This is a genomic window from Enterococcus sp. DIV1682a, from assembly GCF_051711005.1.
Lineage (GTDB): Bacteria > Bacillota > Bacilli > Lactobacillales > Enterococcaceae > Enterococcus_B > Enterococcus_B hirae.
Genome location: NZ_JBIOLT010000001.1, coordinates 1,514,260 through 1,541,157, shown reverse-complemented (window position 1 = coordinate 1,541,157; position 26,898 = coordinate 1,514,260). Strand labels below are relative to the sequence as shown.

Below are 26,898 nucleotides of genomic sequence, written 5' to 3'. Positions count from 1 at the left end.
CCTAACTTGTGTAAGAGGAGGGGGATATGCGATGTGGAAAAACAGAAAGATCGACTGGTTGATTTTAGGCCCTTATTTGGCTTTGTCAATTGTCGGTCTTTTAGAGATATATAGTGCTAGTTCCTATCGTTTATTGGTAGCAGGAAGTGATCCTAAAAGCTTATTTATTCGGCAATTTTTGTTTATTATTCTTAGTTGGGGCGTAATTGTATTGACCTATTCCATCAGATTACAAGTTCTACTGAAACCAAGAATAATAAAAGCTGGATTGATTGTATCGGGCTTATTATTAGCGATGATGAAACTCGGGATTTTTGCTGTAACAGTTAATGGTGCCCAGCGGTGGGTTTCAATCGCTGGAATCCAGTTTCAACCGTCAGAAATCGCAACCATTTTTTTGATTTTATATTTAAGTCGTTTTTTTAGAAATGACCGCAGTGTTCCTGAGAAACTTCATATACCAGTGTTGATCGTGGGCGGAATCGCCGTGCTTGTTTTGTTTCAACCTAAAATTGCGGGAGCACTGATGATTTTAGCTATTGCTGGAGCTATCTTTTGGGCTGCAGCTATTCCCATTAAAAAAGGGCTGATAATTATCGGAGCAGCGATTGCTAGCTTGATCTTAGTAGCTGGCTTAGTTTTACTACTTGAAAAGCATCATTTGTTACCTTCATTTTTTGAACACGCTTATGACCGAATCGCAATGGTTCATAATCCTTTTTTAGATGAACATGGTGCAGGATACCAGATGAGTAACTCTTACTATGCACTATACAACGGTGGCCTATTTGGTCGAGGAATGGGGAATAGTATTACTAAAAAAGGTTATCTCCCTGAATCCGAAACAGATTTTATTTTCTCAGTCATTGCTGAGGAGTTTGGGTTGATAGGCGCATTACTTGTTTTGTTTTTGCTTTTCTTATTATGTATGCGAATCTTCCAAAAGAGTACGAAACAAAAGAACCAACAGGCAACTTTGATCTTAATTGGTGTAGGGACATGGATACTCGTTCAGACAAGTATCAATATTGGAAGCATCCTTGGTTTAATTCCAATGACAGGTGTACCATTGCCATTTGTCAGCTACGGAGGAACAAGCTATTTAATCTTGTCTTTTGCTATTGGATTAGCTTTGAATATCTCGTCTCGACAAGTGAAAGAGAAAAATAAGCAGGTTGAGAGGTTACAACTCAAGAAACCTGAACTGTTAAACAAGAACAATTAAGAATCTCTCAATTGGACTATCATAATAAAAAAATGGCTATATTTCAAGTAAGAGGTTCGGTTAGAAAGAGGAATCGAAAATGAAAACATTTCAAAAAGTGATTTTAGGTCTATTGACGGCAGTCGTCATTGTCATCGGCTATTTTTCTTTTGAGTTTGTTCATGGTTATTCTTCAACGAGTCGAGCAGACGATGTACCAAAAGTAGAAGCCAAAAGTGTTCCTAAGATTATCAATGTGGCATTGATTGGCTCTGATGCCCGGTCGAAAGAAGAAAATGGACGTTCAGATTCTTTGATGATTGCTCAGTATAATCAAAAAACTAAAAAAGCAAAATTGGTTTCGATTATGCGTGATTCTTATGTAGATATACCTGGGCATGGTCAAGATAAGATCAACGCAGCTTATTCATATGGCGGGATTGATCTTTTGAACCAAACATTGAAAGAAAATTTCAAATTTGAAACACCTTATTATGCAAGTATCACCTTCCAAGATTTCATTGATTGTGTCAATGAGCTATTCCCTAACGGTGTAGATATCAATGCTGAGAAAGATTTAGACTTGGATGGTGTATACATCAAAAAAGGTGAACAAACGATGGATGGGAATACCTTATTGCAATATGCGCGTTTTAGAGAAGATGCTGAAGGAGATTTTGGACGGATCAGAAGACAACAACAAGTGATCAAAGCAATTTCTAAGCAATTAAAAGATGTGACTTCCATCCTTAAATTACCAAAAGCAATCGGTCAACTCTTGGGAAGTATTAAAACGAATTTACCTGAAAGTGTATTAATTGATTGTGGTATTGATTTCTTAAAAGATGACAAACCAATTGATACGTTATCTGTACCAGTTGAAGGTAGTTGGAATTTTAATGATTACACACCTTCTGGTAGTGTACTAGAACTTGATTTAGAAAAAAATCAATTAGCAATCAATCAGTTTTTAGACCAATAGATTTACATTTTATTTAAAGTGTAAGAAGTTAGAAACAAGCGATTGTCGTTGTGTTCTAGCTTCTTTTCTTATGGTAAAATGGATAGAAGTTAAGATAAGAAAATGTGAGCGGAGGGACAAAATGAAACGAAGTGACAATCATCGTAGGAACAAGACTGGTGTGTATCTAACAAGCGCCCTTGTTTTAGTTCTTGCGGCTGGTGGCGGGTATTTTTACTATCAAAAAACGCAAGAAGAGCAAGTGGTTTCAGCAGGAGAAAAAACGATCCAACAGTTTACGGAACGTTTGAGTACTGGCGATTACAAAAAGGCGATGTCATACACACAAATTGATTCACAGACTAAGAAGACAATTTCTGAAAAAGAAGCTCTTGAAAAATACCAAAACATTTACGGAGCTGTGGCCATAAAAGGCTTGGAAATCTCTAATTTAAAAGTGATGAAAAAAGATAGTGAAACCTATTCTTTTTCTTATAAAGCTAAAATGAATACAAGCTTAGGCGAATTAAAAGACCTATCATATAAAGGAACTTTGACAAATAAAAATGATCAGATCAAAATCAACTGGCAGCCGAACTTGATTTTTCCTCAAATGGAAGATACAGACAAAGTAAGTCTGACTAGTGAGGAAGCTAAAAGAGGCGATATCCTTGATCGAAATGGAAAGAAATTAGCAACGACGGGCAAATTGAAACAGTTAGGGATCGTTCCTAGAAAGCTGGGAGAAAAAGAAGAGAAAACAGCAAACATTAAAGCAATTGCTGCAGCTTTCGATCTTTCAGAAGATGAAATCAATCAAGCTATCTCTCAAAGTTGGGTACAACCGGACTATTTTGTTCCTCTAAAAATCATTGATGGACAAACCCCCGAATTACCAAGCGGAGCAGCGATCCAAGAAGTTGATGGTCGCACCTATCCGTTAGGCGAAGCAGCAGCGCAATTGATTGGTTATGTTGGTGATATCTCAGCAGAAGATATCAAAAAGAATGCTGAATTAAGTAGTAATGGTAAAATTGGTCGTTCTGGTCTGGAAATGACTTATGACAAAGAACTACGTGGCACCAATGGGGGAAAATTGAGTATTACGGATGCTGATGGGGCAGAAAAAGAAGTATTGATCGATCAAGAAGTGAAAAATGGTCAGGATATCAAATTAACTCTTGATGCCGATGCTCAAAAAATCGCATTTGATAGTTTAGGTGGAAAAGCGGGTTCAACAGTAGCGACTTCGCCAAAAACGGGTGAATTGTTAGTATTAGCGAGCTCTCCAAGTTATGATCCAAACAAAATGACAAATGGAATCTCCCAAGAAGATTATCAAGCCTATACTGAAAATAAAGACCAACCATTTATTAGTCGTTTTGCTACCGGTTACGCTCCCGGATCTACATTTAAAATGATTACTGCCGCAATCGGATTAGATAATCAAACGCTGAATCCAGAAGAAGTATTGACGATCAATGGATTGAAATGGCAAAAAGACCAATCATGGGGATCGTATCAAGTTACTCGTGTCAGCGATGTGCCTCAAGTCAATCTGAGAAACGCAATGATTTATTCAGATAATATCTATATGGCTCAAGAAACCTTGAAAATGGGTGAGAAGAAATTCCGCGAAGGATTAAATAAATTCATTTTTGGGGAAGACTTAGATTTGCCGATCAGCATGAATCCCGCACAAATCTCAAATAAGGATAGTTTCAAGTCAGAAATCTTATTAGCAGATACTGGTTATGGGCAGGGAGAACTATTGATCAATCCGATCCAACAAGCAACGATGTATTCTGTTTTTGCTAATAATGGAAATCTCGTTTATCCAAAATTAGAGATGGATAAAGAAACGAAAGTTAAACAAAATGTCATTGCTTCAACAGCTGTACAGACGATTCTGCCAGATTTGAAAGATGTTGTTCAAGATACGAATGGTACCGCTCATTCTTTAGCTGCTTTAGGCATACCAATAGCAGCAAAAACTGGTACAGCGGAAATCAAAGAAAAACAAGATGAAAAAGGACAAGAAAATAGCTTCCTATTTGCTGTGAATCCTGATACAAATGGTTATCTCATGATCAGCATGTTAGAAGATAAAGCAGAAGATGATTCTGCAACGAAACGTGCACCTGAGTTGCTCCAATACTTGAATCAAAACTATCAATAGACGAATGAATAAAACTAATCAATGACTGTAGTCACTACTTACATTTGGGCTAGGAAACCTAAATTATTTAGAATACTACAGTCACTCGATTAGTTTTTTTATATAGGGATGCTTTAGAATGATCTTTTTACTTTTGGTTTAACGATAAAAGTAGCTAAGCCTAATAAAATGAATCCAATAATGAATGGCATCGTATGATGGAAAGTAGCATATAGTTGACCACCAATCATCGGACCGATCACTCTAGCTAATGCTTGGATGCTTTGTGAAGCCCCTTGGATTTTCCCTTGGTCCTCTTTGCTAGCATACGTTGAAATCAAACCATTATAGGAAGGACTAAAAATCGCATCACCTAGCCCGAAAAAGACCATGCCGATGATAAAGCAGGGGATCGATCTATAAAAAGCGGAAAGGATGATGACAGAATAACCAATCATTTCACTGGTAATACCCATAGTGATGATCTGGTTTTCTAGCCAAAATTTTAATAAAATCGGCATAATCAACAGTTGAGCAAAAATGTCCATAATGCCAATTAACGAGAAAGTAAAACCGATGATGATTGGCGATAAATGGAAAGTATCAATTGAAAATTGAGCAAAAATCGCTTGGAATGAACCGTTGGGTAGCCAAATCAAAAAACCTGTGATCAATAACCATTTGACTGATCGAAAAGTGAAAACCAATTGGAGTTGCTTGAAGGGATTGATTTGCTGAAGAGAAAGATTTCTTGTACGTTCACGTTTAGTCAAACTTTCAGGCATGAAAAAATAACCGTAAACCGCATTACTCAAAGACAAAAAGGAGGCAACGTATAAGGGAATTGCTGGTCCGTACTGTGCCAAGAACCCACCAATCAAAGGACCTGCTGCAGTTCCAATCCCAACAGTCGCGCTAATCCATCCAAAATATTTTGTTCGACTTTCAATTGGCGTCAAATCAGCAAAATAGGCAAGAATAGCTGAGATTTCGCCGCCGGTCAGCCCCTCAATTATTCTACCAAGAAAAAGTATCCATAAAGATCCACCAAAGCCAAATAAATAGTACCCAATCGTAGAGCCAAACAAACTACTGATCAAAATAATTTTCCGACCAAACCGATCACTGAGTGCGCCTAACATAGGGGCGGCTAAAAACATGGAAAAAGCATAGATCGCACTGAGTAGTGTCACCGTGGTTGCTTGTTGCTGTGTGTTTTTTGTGTATTGCTCTACCATAAATGGGATGACCGGATTAACGATTGTTAACCCTAATCCAATCAAAAAGACCGAAGTGAAACCAAAAACGAGTGCATGTTTGTTGATTGTTGTATTCATATCAAAACTCCTTAGCTATAAAATGTTTCCTAGGAAACATTTTATATAGTATATGTTTATTGTTTCCTTGTCAACAATAAATAGAGAGATACTACGATAGAAGAATGAAATCTAACGAAGCAGAGAGCAAAAAAAACCGTGATCTTAAGATCACGGATGATTACACATGCACTTTATTTTTCTAATTTTGTTCTTTTTAAATTTTCTCTAAAGCGACCGATAAAACGAAAAACAGTATCAAACTCTTCCTTAGTCATTTGTTGAAAAACGACCTCATTTTCTTTAAGAAATTCTTCATGGAGCTTTTGATGCATTTTGTTAATACGCTGACCTTCAGCTGTCAGGCGAAAGTAACGCTCTTTTTTATTTTCAGGTTTCTGATAGCTTTCAAGTAAGCCGTTAGTGATCATTTTTTTAGTTAGCTTACTAATCGCTCCACGAGTCATGTAACTAGCATTTGCTAATTTGGTTACATTTGGATTTGGAATTGATGCTACTTTTTCGATTAAGTCGATCTCATTTAAAGAATAGCCTTCGAGTACTTGTTCTAATTTTGGTTTATTACGCCAAGTGATCTCGTTAGTCAGATCGACCATCTCACTAATCAATTTAAGTCTTGAGTCCATTTTTCACCGTCCTTTTTCTCTAGTATAACGAATGGACATTATCATCACAACATTCATTGATAGATAGTAAGTTAATTGGCGTATACTTTTTTAGTGAAATATTTAAGAATCAGAGGTGAGATCAGAGTACTTAACAAAACAACGATCACTAAAGGAGAGTAGTAGTGATTTTCAATCAAGTTGCTTTGTTGTCCGATCTGTAAAATAATCAGTGCCATTTCACCACGAGAAATCATACCAGCTCCTACCATGAGTGCACTGTTGGAAGAAAAACCAGAGAATTTTGCTCCAATATATCCGCCAATAAGTTTAGTCAGAATCGCTACGAGTGTCAAAATCAAAATAAATAGTATCTGTTCACTAAAGTTAGAAAAATCTACTTCTAAACCAACACTCACAAAAAAGACGGGGATGAATACTGCATATCCTAAAGCTTCAACATTATTGTAAACTTCATGTTTTACTTTTGTTTGACTCACTGCAATCCCAGCAAAAAATGCCCCAATTACTGAACTTAACCCAATCAGGTCTGCTAAATAAGACATTCCTAGGCAAATGACTAATGACATAATGATAATGGCTGAATTCGCATAGATTTTTTCTGCTAGAGACATTAAAAATGGAGCGATCCATTTCACTAATAAAAAGATAAATAAGAAATAGAATAGTTGTTCCAACAAGAGTAAAGGAAGGGGTAGGTTGCTCGTAGACTTACCTGTTAAAAAAGATAAACTGAAGCTTAGCACTAGAACAACCAGAATATCATCAACAACAGAGGCACCTAGAATCGTTGATCCTTCCTTCGTATTCACAACATTCAATTCTTTTAATACTTCGACAGAGATACTAACAGAAGTCGCAGCTAAAATAATTCCAAAAAAGATTGCTTCATTGTTCGCTACCTGAAACACCTCACCGGTAAGCCAACCGAAAAAGACAGGGAAGAGGATTCCTAAAAGTGCTACAAACATTCCTGGTTTAAAATATTTTTTCAATAAGGATAAATCACTTTCCAAACCTGCTAAGAACATCAGCAAAATGACACCAATTTCAGAAAAATCATGAACTAAAATATTAGGATGAACCCAGCCAAGTCCTGCTTGTCCTAGTAATACACCAACTAACAATTGTCCAATAACAGCCGGAATTCCAAATCTTCTCGAAATATGCGAACCAATTGTAGTTGCAACAAGGATTAAACATAAAATACCAATAAACTCCATAAGATAGTCAAACCTTTCTTTATTCAATAGTCTCAAATATATAATAACATTAATTATTTTATTTGTGGTGAAAAGAGATTATCTAGAAAACTGCAAAAAGAGACTCGAAAATGAAAAATTTTTAAGAGCAAATAAAAAGAGGCAGCATTCAGAAAGTTTTACTCTTAGAAATGAAAAGCTTTTAGAAAATTAGCTTTTTCTATCTTCTAGTTAAGCAAACTAATACACATGCAACCTCTTTTTTCCTTATGAATATCTCTTGTTCACTTTGAAATAGGTAATGATTTCTGAGATACCCATGAAAATTAATAGCCCACCAAATAATTGGAAGAGTATCATGACGCTTTTGAATGGATTGAATAATAAAATCAAACCACCAATCAATAAGAGAATACTATAAGCACTCCAACCTTTCGATCGAGTGTTAAGTCCGACGAATAATTGAAAGAGACTTTTTAGGATAATAACTAAACCTAAGATAACTGGTAAGAGCGAGACGATTGCTGCTACAAAGACCCACACGATTAGTGCGAGAATAAAAAAGGCAATCCCGCTAATTAAACCAAATCCCCATGCACCCGTTTGTTTTCGGTTTTTATTTGCTTCTAAAAGATTCAAAATCCCCAATAAAACAAAATACGCTGTAATGAGGTAGCCAATAAAATGGAATACAGCTGTCGGATTGATCACAATTGCAAGTCCGGCAATGATGTAAATGGCTGACCTTAGCAATGCGTAACGCTGAAAATTAGTACGTATCATTTCAAACATAACATAACCTCCTTTTATTCTATTGTAACGGTAAACGGTTATTCTACCAAACAAAAACCTGTTTTTTTATTTAGCTTCTTAATATTTTATCCATTTTCTTGCCTTTTGCAAGTTCATCAATTAGCTTATCTAAATAACGTATTTCCTGCATCAGTGGGTCTTTGATCGTTTCCACTCGCACACCACAAATCACCCCAGTTATCAACTGTCTGTTTGGATTCAGTTTGGGTGCTTGTTCAAAGAAGACTTGGAACGTTACTTCATTTTTCAGTTGTTTTTGTAATTCTTCTTTGGTATAACCAGTCAACCAGCGGATGATTTCATCCACTTCTGACCGAGAGTGTCCTTTTTTCTCAGCTTTTTTTACATAGAGAGGGTAGACACTTGAGAAACTCATGGTGAAAATTCGTTGATTCATGATAGCACCTCCTGCGATAAGTTTTCTTTTATTATATTCGTTTGTTCAATAAATGTGTACTTATCGCAATTGTAAAAAAAGAATAAATAAAAGGCTAAGGCAAGTTGATGAATAAACTTGTCTTAACCTTTTGAGATTTGTAGCAAAGTTATTCTTTTCTCATCAAATAGTCAAATGCACCAAGGGCTGCTGTAGCTCCTGATCCCATAGCAATAATGATCTGTTTATAAGCACTATCTGTGCAATCACCAGCAGCGTAAAGTCCTGCTTCACTGGTAGCACCATGGGCATCAGTGATGATTTCTCCTCGATCATTTAACTCAAGTGTTCCAACTAACCAATCCGTATTAGGAACCAAACCAATCAGAATAAACACACCTGAAACAGCTATTGTGTGTTCTTCCTGGGTGGAACGGTCGATATAACTCAACGAATCAACCTTTGTCTGACCACTGATTTCTTTCGTCTGGGCATTTAGAATGACAGTGACATTTGTTAAAGTAGCTAGTTTATCTTGTAATACTTGGTCTGCTTTAAGTGTCGGAAGAAACTCTAAAATATATACATGTTTCGCCAACCCAGCTAAATCAATGGCAGCTTCAATCCCTGAATTTCCGCCACCAATCACTGCGATTTCTTTTCCGGCAAAGAGGGGACCATCGCAATGAGGACAATAGGCAATTCCTTTGTTTTTAAATTCTTTTTCACCAGGAACATTGATGGAACGCCAATGAGCTCCTGTTGCAACAATCGTTGTTTTTGATTTCAGCTGATTGCCGCTTTTTAAATTGATTTCAAAGAGATCTGCTCCTTTATTTAGTGACACAACTTGTTGATTTGTCATAACATCAACAGGATAAGACCGTAAATGTTCTTCGACTTGTTTCATCAATCGTGGACCTTCTGTGTAAGGTGTACCGATTAGATTTTCGATGCCTAACGTTTCTACGACTTGACCGCCAAGTGTATCAGTTACGAGTCCAGTACGGAGGCCTTTTCTAACTGCGTAAATCGCTGCGCTGCTTGCTGCTGGACCACCACCGATAACTAGAACGTCAAATAATTCTTTTGTATTGATTTCCTTTTGTTCCATTAGATTAGGGCCAGCTATTTTTCCTAAAATTTGTTCAATCGTCATTCGTCCACTAGCAAATTCTTTTTCGTTTAAATAAACGGTTGGCACGGCCATGATTTGTTTTTCAGTGATTTCATGCTGATACATCCCACCTTCGATCATCGTATGGGTGATCAACGGATTTAAAACCGCTAAAATGTTTAACGCTTGAACAACATCAGGGCAGTTGTGACAAGTTAAACTGACATAGCTCTCAAAATGTAGAGGTTGATTAATTTCTAAAATGGATTGAATCAAAGAATCAGCTATTTTAGGTGGTCGTCCACTTACTTGTAATAAAGCAAGGAGGAAAGATGCAAACTCGTGGCCTAAAGGAATACCTGCGAAAGTGATCCCGCTAGTCTTTTGTAAAGAATTGATTTCAAAGCTAGGGGTACGTGGCAACGTCTTTTGTTCAACCGTAATTTTATCAGTCATATCTGCCACTTCGTTCACAAACTCGAATAGTTGTTGGGAATTGGCAGTGTCATCTGTACTAACCGAAAAAACGACTGGTGCTTCCATTAAATCAAGATACTGAGCTAAATTTTGTTTCGTTTCCTTATCTAACATCGGCTCATCCTCTAAATCTTTCCAACAAGATCGAAACTAGGTTTTAGTGTTTCACCACTTTCTTTCCATTTCGCCGGACAAACTTCACCAGGATGCGTACGTACGTATTGTGCGGCTTTGATTTTGTCAATCAAGGCACTTGCGTCACGTCCAATACCATCAGCATTGATTTCCATTGCTTGTACGATACCATCTGGATCTATGATAAAAGTTCCTCTTTGTGCAAGTCCACTTTCTTCATTCAATACATCAAATAGACGAGAAATATGGTGAGAAGGGTCGCCAATCATGGCATATTCTATTTTTCCGATAGCTTCAGATGAGTCATGCCATGCTTTATGTGTAAAGTGGGTATCCGTTGAACAAGAAAAGACTTGGACACCTAGTGATTTTAATTCATCGTATTGTTCCTGTAAATCCTCTAATTCTGTCGGACATACGAAAGTGAAATCTGCTGGATAAAAGCAAATAATACTCCAATTACCAGTAAGATTAGCATCGCTGATATCGATAAATTCTCCGTTTTTATAAGCTTGTGCGGTAAATTCTCCAACTTTTTTTCCAATCAATGACATATGAAAACCTCCAATTTATTTTACTTTATTTATAATTAATATAATTTAATAACGGTTGCAAAGTCAAAGGTTTTTTGGTTATTTTAAGAATGTCTCGTAAAAATAGGAGGTTATTTATAGGTAGAATAGAAAAAGCCGTACATGGGAATAGTGGCTGCTTCCTTTGTCTAGTAGGATTCGTTGACTATTTTTCCATGAACGGCTGCATTGGATCATTTATTAGAAAATGGTGTGCAAGATGTATAATCATTTTCTTGTTTTAATTCAAAGATATATCCAGCAATTTGAGTAATTACTTTTTTCCATTCTTGCGGTGTCACATAATTGTCCAATAAATAGATTTTTTTGATGTGTGATGGCAGATGCTCTAAGGGACAGTCACTGACGATGATATCACATTCTTCCATATAATTTTTTTGGATGATGATCGACTCGGAAGAAAAGATCTGCTCGATTTTGACCATCAAATCTTTACTCACATAAAAATCCTTGGTGTAATTGATACCTATGACGATCGAGTGTTGAGGTTTAAAGCGATCATACAAATGAAGTAAGTCTTCAACGATCCATTGCATATTTTCTTTGATCAATAGATCTGGCAGCTCTTTACTGATTTTTTGTCTAAAAGTGACGTAGAATTGTTTGATCTCATTTTGTAAGTTCTCAAAATTTTCTTTCCCTTCATATAAAGTATAGGTAGGTAAAGGAGTATTGGGTTGATCAGGATTCAAAAAAGTACTGAAAAGTTTATTTCGAGCAAAGTTCAAGGCATAAAGTTTTTGTTGGTTTACTGGTACTTTTAAATGAAAGTGTCGGCTAAAAGACTCCACTAGCTTTTTAGAGTAGACGATGTAAGGAACATTAGCTTCTAGTAACATTTGGTAATGTTGAAAGCTAAGCTCGTCACTTTCTAGTTTTGAAATCGCTAATCTTGCTAACAGGTTGATTAAAACCCGCTGTTCATGACAAATAGATAAATGATCGTTAAGCAAATCAAATTCTGGAGTAACCAAGTATTCAATATAGTCATATTCTTTAAACTCTCTTTGGACATTCTTCAACGATGTAACTGGAAAGTTCTCTACACAGATTTTTAATAGTAAAAATAATTTCTCTTTCATCCCTCCACTTAGGGCATCAAGTAATTCTTGTTTAAAATAAGTTGTTAGTTCATACGTAATAGATTGTGGGGTTTCCATACCATAGGGGACAGAAGTATTTGAAAAAATATTCCAATAAACATCTAAAAAACAATACTGGATCTGTACTTCCGTTCCTGCTACGATTTTTTTTCCTTTAGCTGTAAATTTAAATGCAATCCCATACAATTTCAGGAACTGATTGACAGCTTTCATTTTGGAATAAAGATAAGAGGAGCTGTAATTTGTTGTTTGACTAATGCTAACAATTGAATGACCAGTTGGTTCTAACAGGGCTGTTAAAATTTTAAAATTTGTCGATTCTAAACAGTATTTACCAAATAATTCATAATAACATTTTGCACTATCTGTATTCTTTAAATCTAACTGGACAAATTTCTTTTGCCTGATCAAAGAAACATCTTCTAAATCAAGTTTCATAAAATCCTGTTCTAATTCTTGGAGATAAAGCAAAAAATTAGAATCAGACATCTCAAAATAATCAGCGAGGTAGTGAGTAGTAATGAAGAATGGGTGTTCTGCAAGAAAAAGAAAAATATTGAGCTTGGTAACACTTTTTTTATTTAAAAGATACTTTTTGATTGCTTCTTGTGTTTGCATGTTATTCCTCCATTTGATTTTCCATCCAGCATTTTACTAAAAAATTAGCTATTTTGAACAAAAAAACAGTAATAATATTTTAGCCGTTTGTATTATCTTATGTATTGCAAGCCAAAAGTGTTTGAAACGGGGGAGATGTAAAAATGAATCACTTAAAACTTATAATGGCTACTGTTGCTTTGACAGGCCTATCGGTAACTGCCGAAGCAACGCAACAAGTAAAGATTGAAGAGCACCACCCAATCGTTACTAAAACGAAAGAGCCTGGGTGGGCAAACGTGAATTGTATCACACTACAGGATGAATTTTCCACAACAAATTCAGGAATCATGAAATTTCCGGTGGGAAAAACGGTACCAGTCAAAGCCACTGTCAGCTATTCAGGCGATAGACAACCAATCTCACAATCCAATGTAGTATTTGAGAATGTTGATCCAGCATTGACGATTGGGTACGATCCAACTACGCTTCAGATTAATGGACATAAGGCTAGTTTTACCTTTACTGTAACATTAAATCAACATTTAACAAAGCCAGCATTATTTACGATCAAAGTAGCTGATGGCAGTCCGACAGATAATCAGCATCTTACGCCTTATAGTCAACGTCAGACAGTTGAAGAAATGCTTAATGTTGATGAGGATAATTTTACCGAATTACCAGAAATTGAACCAACTGATCCAACACCGGAAGAAAAGCCAGATCCAGTTGAACCGACTGATCCAACACCGGAGGAAAAACCAGATCCAGTTGAACCGACTGATCCAACGCCAGAAGAAAAGCCAGATCCAACGCCAGAAGAAAAGCCAGATCCAGTTGAACCGACTGATCCAACACCGGAGGAAAAACCAGATCCAGTTGAACCGACTGATCCAACGCCAGAAGAAAAGCCAGATCCAGTTGAACCGACTGATCCAACGCCAGAAGAAAAGCCAGATCCAGTTGAACCGACTGATCCAACGCCAGAAGAAAAACCAGATCCAGTTGAACCGATTGATCCAACACCGGAAGAAAAGCCAGATCCAGTTGAACCAACTGATCCAACGCTAGATGAAATGAAAAAACCTCAAGTGGAAATCGAGATACCTAAGAAAGAAGAATTTCCAACTGTGGGGGAATCTTTAATTGACGTTAATACGAAAAATCAAGTAATTTTGCCAGATATGATCAAAGAAAAATCGCATCAGATGTCTTTATCAGGTAGTTTAACGCCTAAAAATGAAAACAATTATGAAATAAACAATGATAATTTCTCAGATAATGAAAAATCTCTTGGTAATGGCATAAGTGGTCAATTACCAAAAACAGCAGATAAAGCAACACCAAGTTTTATGTATCTTGGGTTTACACTTATCATTTTCTCTATTTTCGGAGTGAGAAAGTTACGAAATAGTGAAAAACAAAGTTAAAGCAAACAAATAACATTATTATTAAAAGAAGAGAATGAGGAGCACATCCTCATTCTCTTCTTTATAAAATAGAAAATTAAAAATAGAAAATTACTAGAAAAATAAGTGATGAACCATAAGTATTAAATCACTTATTTTTTATTTGTTTAAATAATGTATTTGTTCTTGATCAACCACTGGATAAGTAATCAATTCAGTGCCTTCGAGATTTTCTTTATGCATTTCAACTGCGGTGATTTGGTGATTGTTGTAAGTAGTATAGTAATAGATCCCTTTGTCCATGTTACAACAAGACGAATAGATCGTATATTCAAACTTCCCATTTCCTACATCGCACAATCCTTTTTGTTGCTCCACGGATGTTAATATATGGAAAAATTGGTTCACGCTCTCCATCTCTGAATCTCCTGAGACTGATTGCCATTTTGTAAAGGCAGCTTTTACGAAACGAGAAGCAGATGATAAGTCGCCTGGTAAGCCTAATCCACCCATTCCACGACTATACACATCCAACTCTAGATTTTTCGCAAAATGATTGGAAGATACAGTAGGAGAAACATGACGGTAGTTATTTAAATTAAACAATTGATAATCAAAAGGTGGATTATTTGTTAACACACCGACTGGATTATTGTAAATTTTCAAACCATCAATGGTTGATTCGATCACGAGAGCTTCATTTTGGTCAGCAAGCATCCAGTGAAGAGGAGAAAGTGGAAGTTCTTCACTAAAATTGATATTTACTAAGTTGATCTCAGCAAGTAATTTTTTTGCCTCATCGATTGTTGCGCATTTTCCTAATAACCAAGGGATAAATTCGAATGGTGAGATATTGGTTTTACCAGAGTCTTCTTCAAAGTAATGAGCATTTTCAGGGAAATTCAAACCTGCCATGCTAAGTCCTTTTTCATTTGTTGCTTCAAAATATAACGGATAATTATCAACAACTGCAGCCATACCAATTAACGCATAGTGAGAGGGTAGAGGATCCGTTCGACGGAATTTAAAAGGATAGTTTCTAGGCGTAATTGTCACTACTTGTCCATAAGAAAGCTCTAAATCTAAGTTTCGTCCAAAATAATGATCTTTAGTTGCATAAACAATGGATGTACACATGATACATCTCCTCCTTTTATTAATATAAATTAATGATAATACCAATTTTAGTTTTTTACCAGAAAAACTGATTTTTGATTAAAAAAACTCCTATTATAAAAAAAGATCTTTTCTAAGATGGATTTACTTTGTAAGGATTAACAAGACAAGTGTGCGGTGTTCTAGAAAATTTTAGTGGAAAATAAGCCGAAGAATGCCCTAACTAGAAGGGATTCTTCGACTTATTTCTCAGAGCTAGAGACGTCACAAAATTTTTATGATAATTAAACTGAAGTAAATCTTACAGGTTCTGATTCAAAGAAAGTCACTCTTTGAGGGGATGGTTGGGAATTTCTTTCACTTTTAATATATCTAATAAGAATGTAAAAATTGGAATACCAACAATCAAACCCCATACTCCTAAAAAGCGTTCGCTGATCAATAATACAATAAAGGTATAGAAAATCGGTAATTCTGTTTTACTAGACATCAATTTTGGATTCAAAACATAAGATTCAAGTAAATGGACGATTAAAATCGTTAATAAGATGTAAACCACATCTTTTATGCCACCTTGAGAATACGCAATAAAGGATAAGGGCACACAAGAGATAATGACACCAGCAACTGGGATCAAACTTAAAATAAAGATCATAATTGCTAAACTAAGCAACTGATGGAAACCAAAAGCAGCTAAAGCAATCGTTGTGAGGATCGTGTTTAATAAAGCAATAATGAACTGTGCCTCTAATACTAATCCAAAGGTATTGACAAATTTATCAGCAAAGTAATAAATGTCTTGGAAGAACCAAGAAAATTCGCCTTTTAAGAATAAGCGGGAAAATAGGATTGTTTTTTTCTTTTCGATCATAAAAAAGAAACTTAAGATAAAAGACATAGTAAAGGCGACAGCCATCTTACCAAAGTCTTGCAAATAGCCTAAAGCAATTGATGCACCATTTTGTAATTGTTCAAAGAAATCATTTCTTTCAATGTAATTATGGATATAAAGTAAAACCGGATCAGCGTCTTTGGGTTGATGTTCATAGAAATTGATGACTGATTTGACCATGTCAAATGTTTGGTGTACCAAGACGGGGATATAAATTGTAAATGCTAAATAGATTAGGTAAACCACAAGAGCATAAACAATAATGGTTAATACTCCGGTTGGAACCTTAATGAATCGTTGGATAATTTGCACTAAGTGAATCATTAAATACGTAAAAATAAAAGTTAGTAAAATTGTTGTAATCATGCTTCTTACAAGAAAAAGGACTACAATAATGATTAATAGAACAGTCATACGACGAATTTTTTCATTCGCCAAAAAGCGTTGGTAAACAGACAAATCAACAACCTCCAAGTAATTTAAGTCATAGCGTACATATTTGATTATAAAGCGGAAATAGGGAATTAGGAAGAAAAAAATAAAAACTGCAGACATTGATGAGCAATGTCTGCAGTTTGACTGTTTATTTCCTAGTGTTTTTCCCGAAAATTAGTTAGCATTTTCTTACTGAGTTTTTGCAAAAGAACAAGCTCGTCCGGTTCAAGTGGAAGACTCGCTAATATTTTAGCAGGAATATCTTTTGCTTTTTCTTCTAAAGCTTTTCCATTAGAAGTCAGTGATAGAATCGTAATACGCTCGTCTTTATCTGCTCTTCTTCTTTGAAGTAGGCCTTTGTCAGCCATTTTTTTTATGACGGGCGTCAAGGTTCCAGAATCTAAACAAAGTAAGCTACCAAGTTCTTTCATTGTGACTTGTTGGTTTTCCCATAAAACAAGCATTACCAGGTATTGCGTGTAAGTTAAATCTAAAGGCTTCAGCAAAGGGTTGTACGAGCGAATGATTTCTTTAGAGGTGGCATATAAAGGAAAGCACAACTGGTTTTCTTTATATAAATCTTCCATTTTCTCCACCTCGATTCTCGTAGTTCCTTGTTAGCATAGCTGATTTTGTAATAAATGTCTAGCTGTTAACGGCAGTCAATGTCACTTCAATATTACCTGCAGTTGCTTTAGAATATGGGCAAACCTTATGAGCTGCTTCCAATAATTCTTGTGTTTCTTCTAAAGAAAGACCTTCAACATGACCTTCAATTTCAACGCCTAAAACAAAACTCATTTCATTTTCAGCATACAAAGATACTTGAGCACTGATGGTAGAAGCACCAGAGATATTTTTTTGATTTTTGATCAATTCTAACGCACTATTGAAACAAGCACTGAAACCTGCTGCAAATAATTGCTCAGGATTCGTTGCATCGGCTACACGACGTCCAGGAGCCGCAATTGCAAGTTCAAATGAATGATCTGGACTATGAACTTCACCTGAACGACCACCAGTATTGATCATTTTTGTAGAATACATTTTTTTCATAAAAAACACTCCTTTAAATTTGATTTTGTACAATTAAATTGTATACAACTTAATTGAGAAAGGCAACTAATTCGTTTCAGCATGGGCATAAAAAAACGAGCGACTACACGTTATGGCATCACTCGTTTTAGATAAATTATTTAAGCAGAATCAATTTTTAGAAGAAATACAAAAATAGAAGAGGAAGTATTTATGAATAAGCTTCTTATTACTCAATTGGATGGTAAGTGAAGCCACTACCAGTTACTTCAGCTACACTGCTGACAATCACAAAAGCAGTAGGGTCGATTTCTTCGATCAATGGTTTGACTCTTGAAAACTCCTGGTCTGTTACGACGATCAATAAAACTTCTTTAGATTTGCGGTTGTAGCCACCTTTTGCTTCTAATAAAGTTAAGCCACGACCAATTTCCGCACTTAAACGTTGGCGGATTTCTTCGATAGAGGTTTCGCTCATCACCATTATCGATTTTTTACGATTCATTCCTGTTTCAATATATGACATTACAATCGAGGTAATGACGATCGAAAGAATGGCATATAAAAATTCTTCAAACCCAAAAATAAATAAATTAAGTGATACAACAAACGCATCTGTTACCAATAAACCAATCGAAGTATTCAAATGAAAGTACTTTTTGAAGATCAGTGGTGGAATAGTTGTTCCGCCACTTGAAGAATTATTTTTGTATAAAATAGCGACACCCAGAGCAAAGATCGCACTACCAAAGATCACTGAAAGTAAACGATCCGACGTTACCATCATTTCAGGGACGACCGCAATAATCAGCGGAAAGACAAGACTTCCAAAAAGCACTTTGAAAAAAGGTTTTTTTCCAAGAAATACAAGAGCTAATACCAACATGATGATATTTAATACTAAAATGACCATTGCACGATCAAAACCTAAAGCCGATTCTAAGAGAATACCTAAACCACTCACACCGCCTGCTGCGATATGGTGAGGCCCTAAAAACATATTGATACCTATGCCTAAAATGGTTAAGGCAAACATTATTTTTATGTATGTCCAAATCATCATTTTCATTTGCTTCATCCATTCACATCCATTCATTATTGTATTTTAATTTTTTGGTGCTTTTTTCATTATAACGTAATATTCACCTAAAGTTAACTAATATTTTAAAAAAATGTTAGGTTAGTCTAACATTTCGGGTCGAGAAATAGAGGAGCTATGAGTTCACTATGTTGCTATAGATAGTGAATATTAATATTTTTTATCGATTGAAATAAAAATGAAAGATGTCTTTTACTTTTCCTTATTTCGATAAAGAGCAAATAAAGATGGAAATTTAATGAATGAAAGGTTGGACATAAATGCAACGTCATGTCGATTCGTTACGAACAGTTAGTGTGCAAGAACCATTGGCAATAAGATGAGCAGGGGTTAGTTTGTTTTCTTTTTCTAAATAAATTTCAGCTGCCCAAAATTGGATAGAGCGTCCAATTTTAGTCGGACGTGCGATCACTCGTAATTGTCCATTTTGAGCGCTGTTAAGGTGGTTGACGTGTAAATCTACACCTACCGCATATTGTGGCGAGCTTAAATGTTGGTTAGCACCAATACTACAAGCTGTTTCAATCAAGATACCGTTGATTCCGCCATGAAGGAAGCCAAAAGGTTGGAGATGGATGTCAGAAATCGGTAGTAACAATTCAACCTGTTCTTTTGAGATAGACATTGTCTCAATCTGTAAATATTCGATTAAATTCATTTTTAGGTTTCATTCCTTTTTTTGTTTTTTGAATAGTATAACAGAAATTCTTAAAAAATATAAAATTACAAACGTTTTCTTTGGCTTTTGTGTATAATAAGAATGTTCAACTTAGAGGAGGAATAAAATGAGAGAATGGCAAACAATTAAAGACTATGAAGAAATACTTTTTGAAAAACATGGTAAAATAGCAAAAATAACAATTAATCGGCCTCAAGTACACAATGCATTCACTCCAAAGACAGTGTTTGAAATGATTGAAGCTTTTACTATTTGTCGAGAGCGGCAAGATATTGGTGTGATTATTTTAACCGGAGCAGGAGATCAAGCATTTTGTTCTGGTGGAGATCAAAAAGTTCGAGGAAATGGCGGGTATGTAGGTGATGATCAAATCCCTCGCTTGAATGTGCTAGATCTCCAACGCTTGATTCGGGTCATTCCAAAGCCTGTGATTGCTATGGTCAAAGGTTGGTCGATCGGTGGAGGCAATGTCTTACAACTTGTTTGTGACATCACAATTGCCGCTGAAAATGCGAAATTTGGACAAACAGGCCCGAATGTAGGAAGTTTTGACGGCGGTTATGGATCAGGCTATCTAGCTCGAGTGATCGGTCATAAAAAAGCAAAAGAAGTCTGGTTTATGACGAAACAGTATTCCGCAACAGAAGCTTTAGCAATGAATTGGATCAACACAGTGGTACCTTTAGCCGAAATTGAAGACGTAACGATAGAGTGGGCAGAAGAAATGTTGAAGAAAAGTCCTTTAGCATTAAGAATGATCAAGGCTGCAATGAACGCAGATACAGACGGACTAGCGGGGATCCAACAATTAGCAGGGGATGCCACTTTACTTTACTACACGATGGCTGAAGCTCAAGAAGGACGAGATGCATTCAAAGAAAAGAGAGAGCCTGACTTTGACCAATTTCCTAAATTTCCCTAAACAAAAACCAAATAGTTGGTTGCAACGACAAGCATTAGAACAGCCAGATCAGCTAGCCTTTTATACGAAAGATGTTTGTCTAACGTTTAGTGAATTGAATCACTATGTACAGCAACTTGCTTATTATTTCAAACGTTTTATAAGCAATCAACAAAAAACTATTAAAAGAGTAGCCATTTTGAGCGACAATCAGACAATGATGTATCAGTCGATCTTAGCTCTATGGGAATTAGGAATGGAGATCCAATTTCTAAATACAAGGTTAACCAGTGAAGAACTAGCTTATCAGTTAAAAGATGCCAATACACGACTATTAATCACTGAACATCCTGAACATTTTTCCTTTGAAAATGTAACCATCATTTCTTTCCCGAAAAAAAAGGAACTAATCGGGAGAATTAATGAACCACCAATTGATTTCGGCTATCAATTGGAGCAAATAGCCTCGATCATGTATACATCTGGGACTACTGGAAAGCCAAAAGGAGTACCTCAAACTTTTTCAAACCATCAAGCAAGTAGCCTAGCTACACAAAAAAGTATGGCTATCGAGTCTGGCGAGAATTGGCTTTGTTGCGTCCCCTTGTACCATATCAGTGGTTTATCGATTCTTTTACGTTCCCTTGTTTTAGGAATTAGCGTTCATTTATGTGAAAAATTTCACCCATCAGAAGTCAACCAACTGATGTTAAGCGAAAAAACCGCTTATTTGTCGTTAGTCACGAAAATGTTAAAAGATCTGTTGCCGTTTGTACCAGAAGACGGTTATCCTTCTTCTTTGAAGCAAGTTTTATTAGGTGGCGGTCCGATTGAATCTACCTTACTTGAAGACTGTTGCGAGTTGAAGCTACCCGTTATGTTGTCTTATGGCATGACAGAAACATGTTCCCAAGTTGTCGCAGGTAAAATCAATTTGCATTCAAAGTTTAAAGACACGGTTGGTCGTCCGCTAATGGGTGTGCAAATTAAAATCAATGGGACAGATCAAGCGAATGAATCTGGAGAAATTCTTTTGAAAGGTCCGTCGATCGTTAAAGGATATCTCAACGGACGAGATCGACATTCGTGGACGAAAGAGGGCTGGTTTTGTACTGGTGATTGGGGCTATTTAACAGATACTGGTGAACTAAAAATTCTTAGTCGAATGAGTGAGCGAATCATCTCTGGCGGAGAAAATATTTACCCTGCTGAGATTGAAGCAATTTTTTTAAAAAGTCAGAAAATTACAGAGGCTATTGTTATTGGTAGAGCCGATCCTAACTGGGGGCAACGCCCAGTAGCTTATTTGAAATTAATAGATAAGGTCAGCGTTAATGAAATTTGCAATCTCATGGAGCCACTTGCTTCCTATAAACATCCTGACGAAATTTTTGTCATCCATGATCTACCAAAAACAGCCTCAGGAAAACCATTAAAACGACTTTTTTTAACAGAAGAAAGAGTGAACTATATTGACTACCAACTTATTTAATCTAAATCTACAAGAAGTACCTGAAGCTGACTATGTATGTTATAGCTTTAAGATTCCTTATGAACCGTTAGCAAATCTCTTTGCAAAAGCGAGTGACTTTAAAGGCACACGTTTCTTTTGGCAAACGCCAGACAAAAATGTCGGTTTCTTGGGGTTTGGGCGTAATCTTTTAAAGAAGCGTGGAAACTGGTCCACCGAAGACCTGATAAATGCTAAACAAGAGTTTTTTAAAAAACTTTCGTTTCTTGTTCCTGAAAAAGAGACTCCGATTCTTTTTGGAGGATTACCTTTTGATGCTGAAAACAAAAAACAAGCGCCTATTTGGGGAGAATTGGCAGAGGGCTGTTTTATTCTACCCGAACTATTAATCAAGCAAAATCATCAGCAACTAACCGTTGTAATAACCGCAAGGAATCATTTTAAAACTTTAAAAAAACTCGATGAGTTTATTAAAGAAAAAATGAGACTCATTAATGAAATGAAAGAGCGATGTGTCCCAGATTTTTCGCCAAGTCAAATATTAAAAGAAACTGAAGTAGCTGTTCCTCATTTCTTAAAAGCTGTTGAAGAGACGATCGAAGTCACAGCAAATAAAAAATCAGCACTTAAAAAAGTGGTTTTAGCAAGACAGATGCAATTAGTTGGCAAAGAATTTTCTGTTGAAAAAATCTTACTTCATCTGATTAGTCAACAACCAAACACCTATCTCTTTGTTTTAGAAGCAAAAGGTCAAGCGTTTATTGGCGCAACACCTGAACGTTTGCTTCAGGCGACTGATACCCATTTCTTGACCGCTAGCATTGCTGGCTCTATCGCTAGAAGTTCAAACGAAAGAGAAGACGTTACATTGGGAGAAAAACTTTTAAAAGACTCTAAAAATATTGGAGAACACCAAGTAGTCGTCGAACGTTTAACAGAACAGATGCACTCATTTATTAAGGGGAAACTAACAGTATCAGACAAAAGTCTTTTAAAAAACCGAGATATTCAACATCTTTGTTTGACGTTGAAAGGGAGCCGTCAGGACGGTTTCTCATTTTTAGAAGTCATACGACAACTACATCCTTCACCAGCTTTAGGCGGTGTTCCTAAACAGGCAGCCATTGATTGGATAGCGGAAAAAGAACCTATTGGGCGAGGGTTATACGGTGGTCCAATTGGCTGGTGTAGTTTAACTGAGGATGTTGGTGAATTTGCAGTTGGTATTCGTTCTGGAGTAGTGAGTGATACTGAGGTCCAGTTGTATGCTGGCTGTGGAATTGTGCCAGATTCAACGCCTGAAACGGAATACTTAGAAACTGCTCTAAAATTTCAACCGATGATTCGAGGTGTAAAAGAATGACGAACACAAAAGAGCTGACTGCTTATTTATTAGCATTTATCCATGGATTGAAAGGAAGTGGATTAAAAGAAATGGTCATTAGCCCAGGATCACGCTCGACACCACTGGCCTTATTGGCTTATCGTGACCCGGAAATCAATTGCTATATCAACGTGGACGAGCGTTCGGCTGCTTTTTTTGCGCTTGGTTTAGCAAAAGCACAAAAGGAACCTGTGGGTCTGATTTGCACATCAGGAACTGCTGCAGCAAATTATTATCCAGCCATTTGTGAAGCTGAGGCGTCAAATGTTCCACTCGTTGTGTTGACCGCTGACCGTCCACCAGAGGCGCAAGGCGTAGGAGCACCACAAACGATGGATCAGCAACATTTGTATGGAAGCCATGTCAAAAAGTATATCGGAATGGCTTTGCCAGAAGAAGGAGAATCTTTTGAAAGATATGCGTTTTTTCAGGGTTGGGAGAGTGCGGCTGCTGCAATAAAAATTCCTAAAGGACCTGTACATGTGAATCTACCTTTTCGAGAACCTTTACTGCCGGATTTATCACAATCATTTACACGTCATTATTCAAGAAAAGGGGAAACGATCAATAAAGTAACTTCCTTTTCGTTACCAGAACTTGATTCTTGGTTGACCAAAAAAGGGTTGATTATTGTTGGAAGAGAATTGACCACACAACAGGCAACGAAAATGATTGAACTAGCTGAAATCGTAGGATGGCCTATTCTTGGTGATCCACTTACAAATTTAGGAAATTGCGGGAAAGAAAGCGACAATTATATTTCTCATGTTGATTTGATCTTTGCCGATCAACGCTTAGAAACACCCGAAATCGTTTGGCAGTTTGGTAACTTGCCATTGGCCAAAAACCTCATGCTTTATTTAAAGCAGTCAAAAGACCTGACTTATGTCATCATTGATGAAAGCGAATCTTGGAAAGACTGGTTACATCAAAGTAATTATGTTTTACCAATTGATCCACTGACGTTTTGTAGCATGGTTAAGAACATGAGCGATGAAGCATTTCATACTCATGCAGATAGAAACTGGTTATCCTATTGGCAAGAAAGAGCAAAGCTTGCCCGACAAACGATAGAAACAACCTTACCCTTAGATGCCTATAACGAAAGCAATGCCAGTAAGCGTCTTTTTCAATTGTTAAAGTTTGACGAAACACTCTTCTTGTCCAATAGTAATGCTATTCGTTTTATTGATCGCTACGCTGGTTTTTCAAAACAACGATTTTCAGTCTATGGGAATCGGGGAGTAAATGGTATTGACGGGATTATTTCAACAGCTGCAGGTATTTGTGCGGCTAAGAAACAGCAGATGTTTTTGTTGATTGGTGACTTAGCTTTGTTTCATGATATGAATGGGTTACAAATAATCAAAGAACTTGAGCTGCCGGTGACTGTGATCGTTTTGAATAATAACGGGGGAGGTATCTTTTCTTTCCTTCCTCAAAGGGAACTAGATAACTCCTTTTTTGATCCTTTGTTTTCAACACCCTTACATCTAGACTTGGAGAAAGTGGCAGATCTGTATTGCGGCGCTTATAAAAAGCCCAAATCGCTGACTGAATTTGAACAAATAGTTTGTGAAAGTCGAGAAAGAATAGACAGTAAAGACAACAGAGAAGAGAAAAAAAATTCAACTTGGACGTTGATTGAAGTCGTTGGCGAACAAAAAGCACCAGCAGATCTTTGGCAACACATGATTGAGGGATACGGTAATCGAAATGAGTGAGGGAAAAATAAAAATCAATGGTGTTAATTATGCTTATCGTTGGTTACAGCGAACATCTCCAATGAGACCTACTATCATTTGTTTACACGGATTTACCGGAACTTCCATGAGCTTTTCTTTGCCTTTTCAAGATTTAAATATTTTAGCAATCGATTTGATCGGGCATGGTAAGACGGATGTTTATGTTCATCCTTATCGCTATAAGCTTCCATTACTTGTTCAAGATTTAGCACAATTGGTTTTGCAATTAAAGATCGATGCCTTTTATTTGTTGGGGTATTCCATGGGGGCCCGTACCGCGTTAACTTGGCTGATTGAACAACCAAAAGGAATTTTAGGCATCATTATGGAAAGTGGTACACCAGGCATCAGTTCTGTAAGCGAAAGACTCATACGTCAAAAAAAAGATCTTCTATTAGCGCAAAAGATCATGACTGAACCATTGTCTGGTTTTGTGGATTATTGGGAATCGATTCCATTATTTGAAAGTCAAAAAGAACTACCTGATTCGACAAGAAGAAAGATTCGCCAAGGAAGACTTATGCAACAACCAATTGGTTTGGCGCTTAGTTTGATGTACATGGGAACTGGGCAACAGACGAATTACTGGCCATCGCTTAGAAATATCCAAAGACCGATCCTTTATTTAGCAGGAGAATATGATGATAAGTTTCAAAAAATCGGAAAAAAATTGGTTGAAGAAAATAGTCTGTTTTCCATGGCGTTGGTTCCCAAAAGTGGACACTGTATTCATCTAGAACAGCCAACGAAATTTGTTTCCCTAGTAAATCAATGGATAATGGAGAAAGAAAAAATTGATACAAATTAGAAAAATCGAGCAATTACAACTTAAATTACCTTTGACTACCCCTTTTGAAACGAGTTATGGAATTCTAACTGAAAAAGCATTTGATTTATTGATAATCGAGGATGAATTAGGCAATCAAGGAGTAGGAGAGTTGGTTTCTTTCCAACAAGCGGACTATATTGAAGAAACGATCGACATGAGTCGCTTGATCATCAAAAATGAATTGATTCCTTTACTTACTATGTCTCCAATCAAAGAGCCTTACGAAGTTCAGCGACGATTGACGAAAGTGCAAGGGAATTTTATGGCAAAAGCAGCCATGGAAACAGCTATTTGGGATTTATATGCCAGACGAAAGAATGTCAGTTTCCGAGAAATTTTCAAAAGTACGAAAACAGAATTAGCAGTTGGGATTAGTTTAGGTATCCACACAGATTCTGCAAAATTGTTAAAACAAGCTCGAATGTATGTTTCTCAAGGCTATACGCGGTTGAAGTTAAAAATCAAACCAGATTACGATATCGAACCATTAACCTTATTACGAAATGAATTTCCTCACTTGCTTTTGATGGCAGATGCCAATTCTGCTTATACATTAAAGGATCTACCGATATTGTTAGAATTGGATCGATTAAACCTAGCGATGATTGAACAGCCTTTTAATCAACGGGATTTTATCGAGCATGCGTATTTACAGAAACAATTAAAAACACCAATTTGTTTAGATGAGAATATTCGTACACTAAATGATGTTAAAACCGCTCATACCTTGGGAAGTTGTCGTGGGATTAATCTAAAAATCCCCAGAGTGGGTGGGATCGCTGAGGCATTATCCATCGTAACATTTTGTCGTGAACATAACTTGACGGTGTGGCTAGGTGGAATGTTTGAATCAGGAGTAGGACGTTGCTTAAATATACAATTTGCCAGCCAAAATGACTTTACTTTCCCTGGCGATATATCGGCATCAGATCGCTATTACTACGATGATATCATCAAAAATAAAGCTTGCCTCACTGATGGGAAACTTGCAGTTCCCTTAGGAAAAGGCAATGGGGCAGTCCTTGATCAAGAAAAAATAGAACGTTATTGCTACAAAAAGGAACTCCTTTTTTCTTAATAATAAACGTTTGACAAATAATATGATCACTGTGGTCGTTGTAGAGATACACCAAGTAATCATAAAGAATCCAAAAGCAGCTCTTTCTCTTTTGGATTCTTTCTTTTTGTTGAACTTTTTTTATAT

At 36.5% G+C, this 26,898-nt stretch carries 24 protein-coding genes; 10 read left to right on the top strand and 14 right to left on the bottom strand.

Annotated elements, in window-relative coordinates:
• Positions 1–31 precede the first annotated feature (31 nt).
• From IGJ23_RS07010 to pbp4, 3 genes are all read left to right on the top strand, one after another.
• Complete coding sequence (locus IGJ23_RS07010) at positions 32–1,225, top strand: FtsW/RodA/SpoVE family cell cycle protein (protein ID WP_034698076.1); 1,194 nt, start codon at positions 32–34, stop codon at positions 1,223–1,225.
• A gap of 79 nt (positions 1,226–1,304) precedes the next feature.
• Positions 1,305–2,186, top strand: a complete 882-nt coding sequence (locus IGJ23_RS07005) for an LCP family protein (protein WP_010737634.1) — start codon at positions 1,305–1,307, stop codon at positions 2,184–2,186.
• A gap of 121 nt (positions 2,187–2,307) precedes the next feature.
• Complete coding sequence (pbp4, locus tag IGJ23_RS07000; protein ID WP_438774758.1) at positions 2,308–4,344, top strand: penicillin-binding protein PBP4(5); 2,037 nt, start codon at positions 2,308–2,310, stop codon at positions 4,342–4,344.
• A 113-nt stretch (positions 4,345–4,457) separates the two neighbouring features.
• On the opposite strand, the gene IGJ23_RS06995 is transcribed toward pbp4, so the two are convergent.
• From IGJ23_RS06995 to IGJ23_RS06960, 8 genes are all read right to left on the bottom strand, one after another.
• On the bottom strand, positions 4,458–5,660 hold the full coding sequence (locus IGJ23_RS06995) for an MFS transporter (RefSeq protein ID WP_438774757.1): 1,203 nt from the start codon (positions 5,658–5,660) through the stop codon (positions 4,458–4,460).
• A gap of 173 nt (positions 5,661–5,833) precedes the next feature.
• A complete protein-coding gene (locus tag IGJ23_RS06990) occupies positions 5,834–6,286 on the bottom strand; it encodes a MarR family transcriptional regulator (RefSeq protein ID WP_063627145.1) in 453 nt (150 codons plus the stop codon).
• Positions 6,287–6,357: 71 nt separating this feature from the next.
• Entirely contained in the window at positions 6,358–7,509 is a 1,152-nt protein-coding gene (locus IGJ23_RS06985) for a cation:proton antiporter (protein WP_096709088.1), read from the bottom strand.
• A 246-nt stretch (positions 7,510–7,755) separates the two neighbouring features.
• Positions 7,756–8,280, bottom strand: a complete 525-nt coding sequence (locus IGJ23_RS06980) for a DUF308 domain-containing protein (RefSeq protein ID WP_438774756.1) — start codon at positions 8,278–8,280, stop codon at positions 7,756–7,758.
• Between the two features lie 70 nt (positions 8,281–8,350).
• Positions 8,351–8,698, bottom strand: coding sequence for a DUF2200 domain-containing protein (locus IGJ23_RS06975; RefSeq protein ID WP_438774755.1), 348 nt, complete (start codon positions 8,696–8,698; stop codon positions 8,351–8,353).
• A 148-nt stretch (positions 8,699–8,846) separates the two neighbouring features.
• Positions 8,847–10,385, bottom strand: coding sequence for an alkyl hydroperoxide reductase subunit F (ahpF, locus tag IGJ23_RS06970; RefSeq protein WP_438774754.1), 1,539 nt, complete (start codon positions 10,383–10,385; stop codon positions 8,847–8,849).
• An 11-nt stretch (positions 10,386–10,396) separates the two neighbouring features.
• Positions 10,397–10,960 (bottom strand): alkyl hydroperoxide reductase subunit C, encoded by a 564-nt coding sequence (gene ahpC / locus IGJ23_RS06965; protein WP_010737626.1) that lies wholly within the window; start codon positions 10,958–10,960, stop codon positions 10,397–10,399.
• 212 nt (positions 10,961–11,172) lie between these two features.
• Positions 11,173–12,720, bottom strand: a complete 1,548-nt coding sequence (locus IGJ23_RS06960) for a helix-turn-helix domain-containing protein (RefSeq protein WP_438774753.1) — start codon at positions 12,718–12,720, stop codon at positions 11,173–11,175.
• A gap of 143 nt (positions 12,721–12,863) precedes the next feature.
• Here IGJ23_RS06960 and IGJ23_RS06955 point away from each other — a divergent pair, with 143 nt between their 5' ends.
• A complete protein-coding gene (locus IGJ23_RS06955) occupies positions 12,864–14,129 on the top strand; it encodes an LPXTG cell wall anchor domain-containing protein (RefSeq protein ID WP_438774752.1) in 1,266 nt (421 codons plus the stop codon).
• A 138-nt stretch (positions 14,130–14,267) separates the two neighbouring features.
• Here the strand turns inward: IGJ23_RS06955 and bsh are convergent, their stop codons facing one another.
• The 6 genes from bsh to IGJ23_RS06925 all read right to left on the bottom strand — a co-directional run bounded on the left by bsh (position 14,268) and on the right by IGJ23_RS06925 (position 19,343).
• Positions 14,268–15,245 carry a choloylglycine hydrolase gene (gene bsh, locus IGJ23_RS06950; protein WP_034866541.1) on the bottom strand — a complete coding sequence of 326 codons (978 nt, stop codon included), beginning with the start codon at positions 15,243–15,245 and terminating at the stop codon, positions 14,268–14,270.
• Between the two features lie 304 nt (positions 15,246–15,549).
• Positions 15,550–16,575 (bottom strand): AI-2E family transporter, encoded by a 1,026-nt coding sequence (locus IGJ23_RS06945; RefSeq protein WP_010737621.1) that lies wholly within the window; start codon positions 16,573–16,575, stop codon positions 15,550–15,552.
• Between the two features lie 131 nt (positions 16,576–16,706).
• Complete coding sequence (locus IGJ23_RS06940) at positions 16,707–17,138, bottom strand: MarR family winged helix-turn-helix transcriptional regulator (protein WP_438774751.1); 432 nt, start codon at positions 17,136–17,138, stop codon at positions 16,707–16,709.
• A gap of 58 nt (positions 17,139–17,196) precedes the next feature.
• A complete protein-coding gene (locus IGJ23_RS06935) occupies positions 17,197–17,607 on the bottom strand; it encodes an organic hydroperoxide resistance protein (RefSeq protein ID WP_010719118.1) in 411 nt (136 codons plus the stop codon).
• A 208-nt stretch (positions 17,608–17,815) separates the two neighbouring features.
• Positions 17,816–18,664 (bottom strand): YitT family protein, encoded by an 849-nt coding sequence (locus IGJ23_RS06930; RefSeq protein ID WP_438774750.1) that lies wholly within the window; start codon positions 18,662–18,664, stop codon positions 17,816–17,818.
• Positions 18,665–18,953: 289 nt separating this feature from the next.
• Positions 18,954–19,343 carry a PaaI family thioesterase gene (locus IGJ23_RS06925; protein WP_010719120.1) on the bottom strand — a complete coding sequence of 130 codons (390 nt, stop codon included), beginning with the start codon at positions 19,341–19,343 and terminating at the stop codon, positions 18,954–18,956.
• 127 nt (positions 19,344–19,470) lie between these two features.
• Between IGJ23_RS06925 and menB the strand changes: the two genes are divergently transcribed.
• From menB to menC, 6 genes are read left to right on the top strand one after another with little or no spacing between them, the layout of a single operon-like run.
• Positions 19,471–20,286 carry a 1,4-dihydroxy-2-naphthoyl-CoA synthase gene (gene menB / locus IGJ23_RS06920; protein ID WP_010719121.1) on the top strand — a complete coding sequence of 272 codons (816 nt, stop codon included), beginning with the start codon at positions 19,471–19,473 and terminating at the stop codon, positions 20,284–20,286.
• Positions 20,231–21,757, top strand: a complete 1,527-nt coding sequence (gene menE / locus IGJ23_RS06915; RefSeq protein ID WP_438774749.1) for an o-succinylbenzoate--CoA ligase — start codon at positions 20,231–20,233, stop codon at positions 21,755–21,757. Before menB ends, menE begins: the two co-directional genes overlap by 56 nt.
• Positions 21,738–23,099: an isochorismate synthase gene (locus IGJ23_RS06910; protein ID WP_438774748.1), complete on the top strand. Its 1,362-nt coding sequence runs from the start codon at positions 21,738–21,740 to the stop codon at positions 23,097–23,099. Before menE ends, IGJ23_RS06910 begins: the two co-directional genes overlap by 20 nt.
• Positions 23,096–24,844 (top strand): 2-succinyl-5-enolpyruvyl-6-hydroxy-3-cyclohexene-1-carboxylic-acid synthase, encoded by a 1,749-nt coding sequence (gene menD, locus IGJ23_RS06905; RefSeq protein WP_438774747.1) that lies wholly within the window; start codon positions 23,096–23,098, stop codon positions 24,842–24,844. Before IGJ23_RS06910 ends, menD begins: the two co-directional genes overlap by 4 nt.
• Positions 24,837–25,673, top strand: a complete 837-nt coding sequence (menH, locus tag IGJ23_RS06900; RefSeq protein ID WP_438774746.1) for a 2-succinyl-6-hydroxy-2,4-cyclohexadiene-1-carboxylate synthase — start codon at positions 24,837–24,839, stop codon at positions 25,671–25,673. The genes menD and menH overlap by 8 nt, the downstream gene beginning before the upstream one ends.
• Positions 25,663–26,772 (top strand): o-succinylbenzoate synthase, encoded by a 1,110-nt coding sequence (gene menC, locus IGJ23_RS06895; protein WP_438775072.1) that lies wholly within the window; start codon positions 25,663–25,665, stop codon positions 26,770–26,772. Before menH ends, menC begins: the two co-directional genes overlap by 11 nt.
• Positions 26,773–26,898 lie beyond the last annotated feature (126 nt).

What these genes read in the sequence shown, in the direction of transcription:
- IGJ23_RS07010 (WP_034698076.1), top strand. Translation starts at nt 32, where the DNA reads ATGTGGAAAAACAGAAAGATCGACTGGTTGATTTTAGGCCCTTATTTG.
- IGJ23_RS07005 (WP_010737634.1), top strand. Translation starts at nt 1,305, where the DNA reads ATGAAAACATTTCAAAAAGTGATTTTAGGTCTATTGACGGCAGTCGTC.
- pbp4 (WP_438774758.1), top strand. Translation starts at nt 2,308, where the DNA reads ATGAAACGAAGTGACAATCATCGTAGGAACAAGACTGGTGTGTATCTA.
- IGJ23_RS06995 (WP_438774757.1), bottom strand. Translation starts at nt 5,660, where the DNA reads ATGAATACAACAATCAACAAACATGCACTCGTTTTTGGTTTCACTTCG.
- IGJ23_RS06990 (WP_063627145.1), bottom strand. Translation starts at nt 6,286, where the DNA reads ATGGACTCAAGACTTAAATTGATTAGTGAGATGGTCGATCTGACTAAC.
- IGJ23_RS06985 (WP_096709088.1), bottom strand. Translation starts at nt 7,509, where the DNA reads ATGGAGTTTATTGGTATTTTATGTTTAATCCTTGTTGCAACTACAATT.
- IGJ23_RS06980 (WP_438774756.1), bottom strand. Translation starts at nt 8,280, where the DNA reads ATGTTTGAAATGATACGTACTAATTTTCAGCGTTACGCATTGCTAAGG.
- IGJ23_RS06975 (WP_438774755.1), bottom strand. Translation starts at nt 8,698, where the DNA reads ATGAATCAACGAATTTTCACCATGAGTTTCTCAAGTGTCTACCCTCTC.
- ahpF (WP_438774754.1), bottom strand. Translation starts at nt 10,385, where the DNA reads ATGTTAGATAAGGAAACGAAACAAAATTTAGCTCAGTATCTTGATTTA.
- ahpC (WP_010737626.1), bottom strand. Translation starts at nt 10,960, where the DNA reads ATGTCATTGATTGGAAAAAAAGTTGGAGAATTTACCGCACAAGCTTAT.
- IGJ23_RS06960 (WP_438774753.1), bottom strand. Translation starts at nt 12,720, where the DNA reads ATGCAAACACAAGAAGCAATCAAAAAGTATCTTTTAAATAAAAAAAGT.
- IGJ23_RS06955 (WP_438774752.1), top strand. Translation starts at nt 12,864, where the DNA reads ATGAATCACTTAAAACTTATAATGGCTACTGTTGCTTTGACAGGCCTA.
- bsh (WP_034866541.1), bottom strand. Translation starts at nt 15,245, where the DNA reads ATGTGTACATCCATTGTTTATGCAACTAAAGATCATTATTTTGGACGA.
- IGJ23_RS06940 (WP_438774751.1), bottom strand. Translation starts at nt 17,138, where the DNA reads ATGGAAGATTTATATAAAGAAAACCAGTTGTGCTTTCCTTTATATGCC.
- IGJ23_RS06935 (WP_010719118.1), bottom strand. Translation starts at nt 17,607, where the DNA reads ATGAAAAAAATGTATTCTACAAAAATGATCAATACTGGTGGTCGTTCA.
- IGJ23_RS06930 (WP_438774750.1), bottom strand. Translation starts at nt 18,664, where the DNA reads ATGAAGCAAATGAAAATGATGATTTGGACATACATAAAAATAATGTTT.
- IGJ23_RS06925 (WP_010719120.1), bottom strand. Translation starts at nt 19,343, where the DNA reads ATGAATTTAATCGAATATTTACAGATTGAGACAATGTCTATCTCAAAA.
- menB (WP_010719121.1), top strand. Translation starts at nt 19,471, where the DNA reads ATGAGAGAATGGCAAACAATTAAAGACTATGAAGAAATACTTTTTGAA.
- menE (WP_438774749.1), top strand. Translation starts at nt 20,231, where the DNA reads ATGCATTCAAAGAAAAGAGAGAGCCTGACTTTGACCAATTTCCTAAAT.
- menD (WP_438774747.1), top strand. Translation starts at nt 23,096, where the DNA reads ATGACGAACACAAAAGAGCTGACTGCTTATTTATTAGCATTTATCCAT.
- menH (WP_438774746.1), top strand. Translation starts at nt 24,837, where the DNA reads ATGAGTGAGGGAAAAATAAAAATCAATGGTGTTAATTATGCTTATCGT.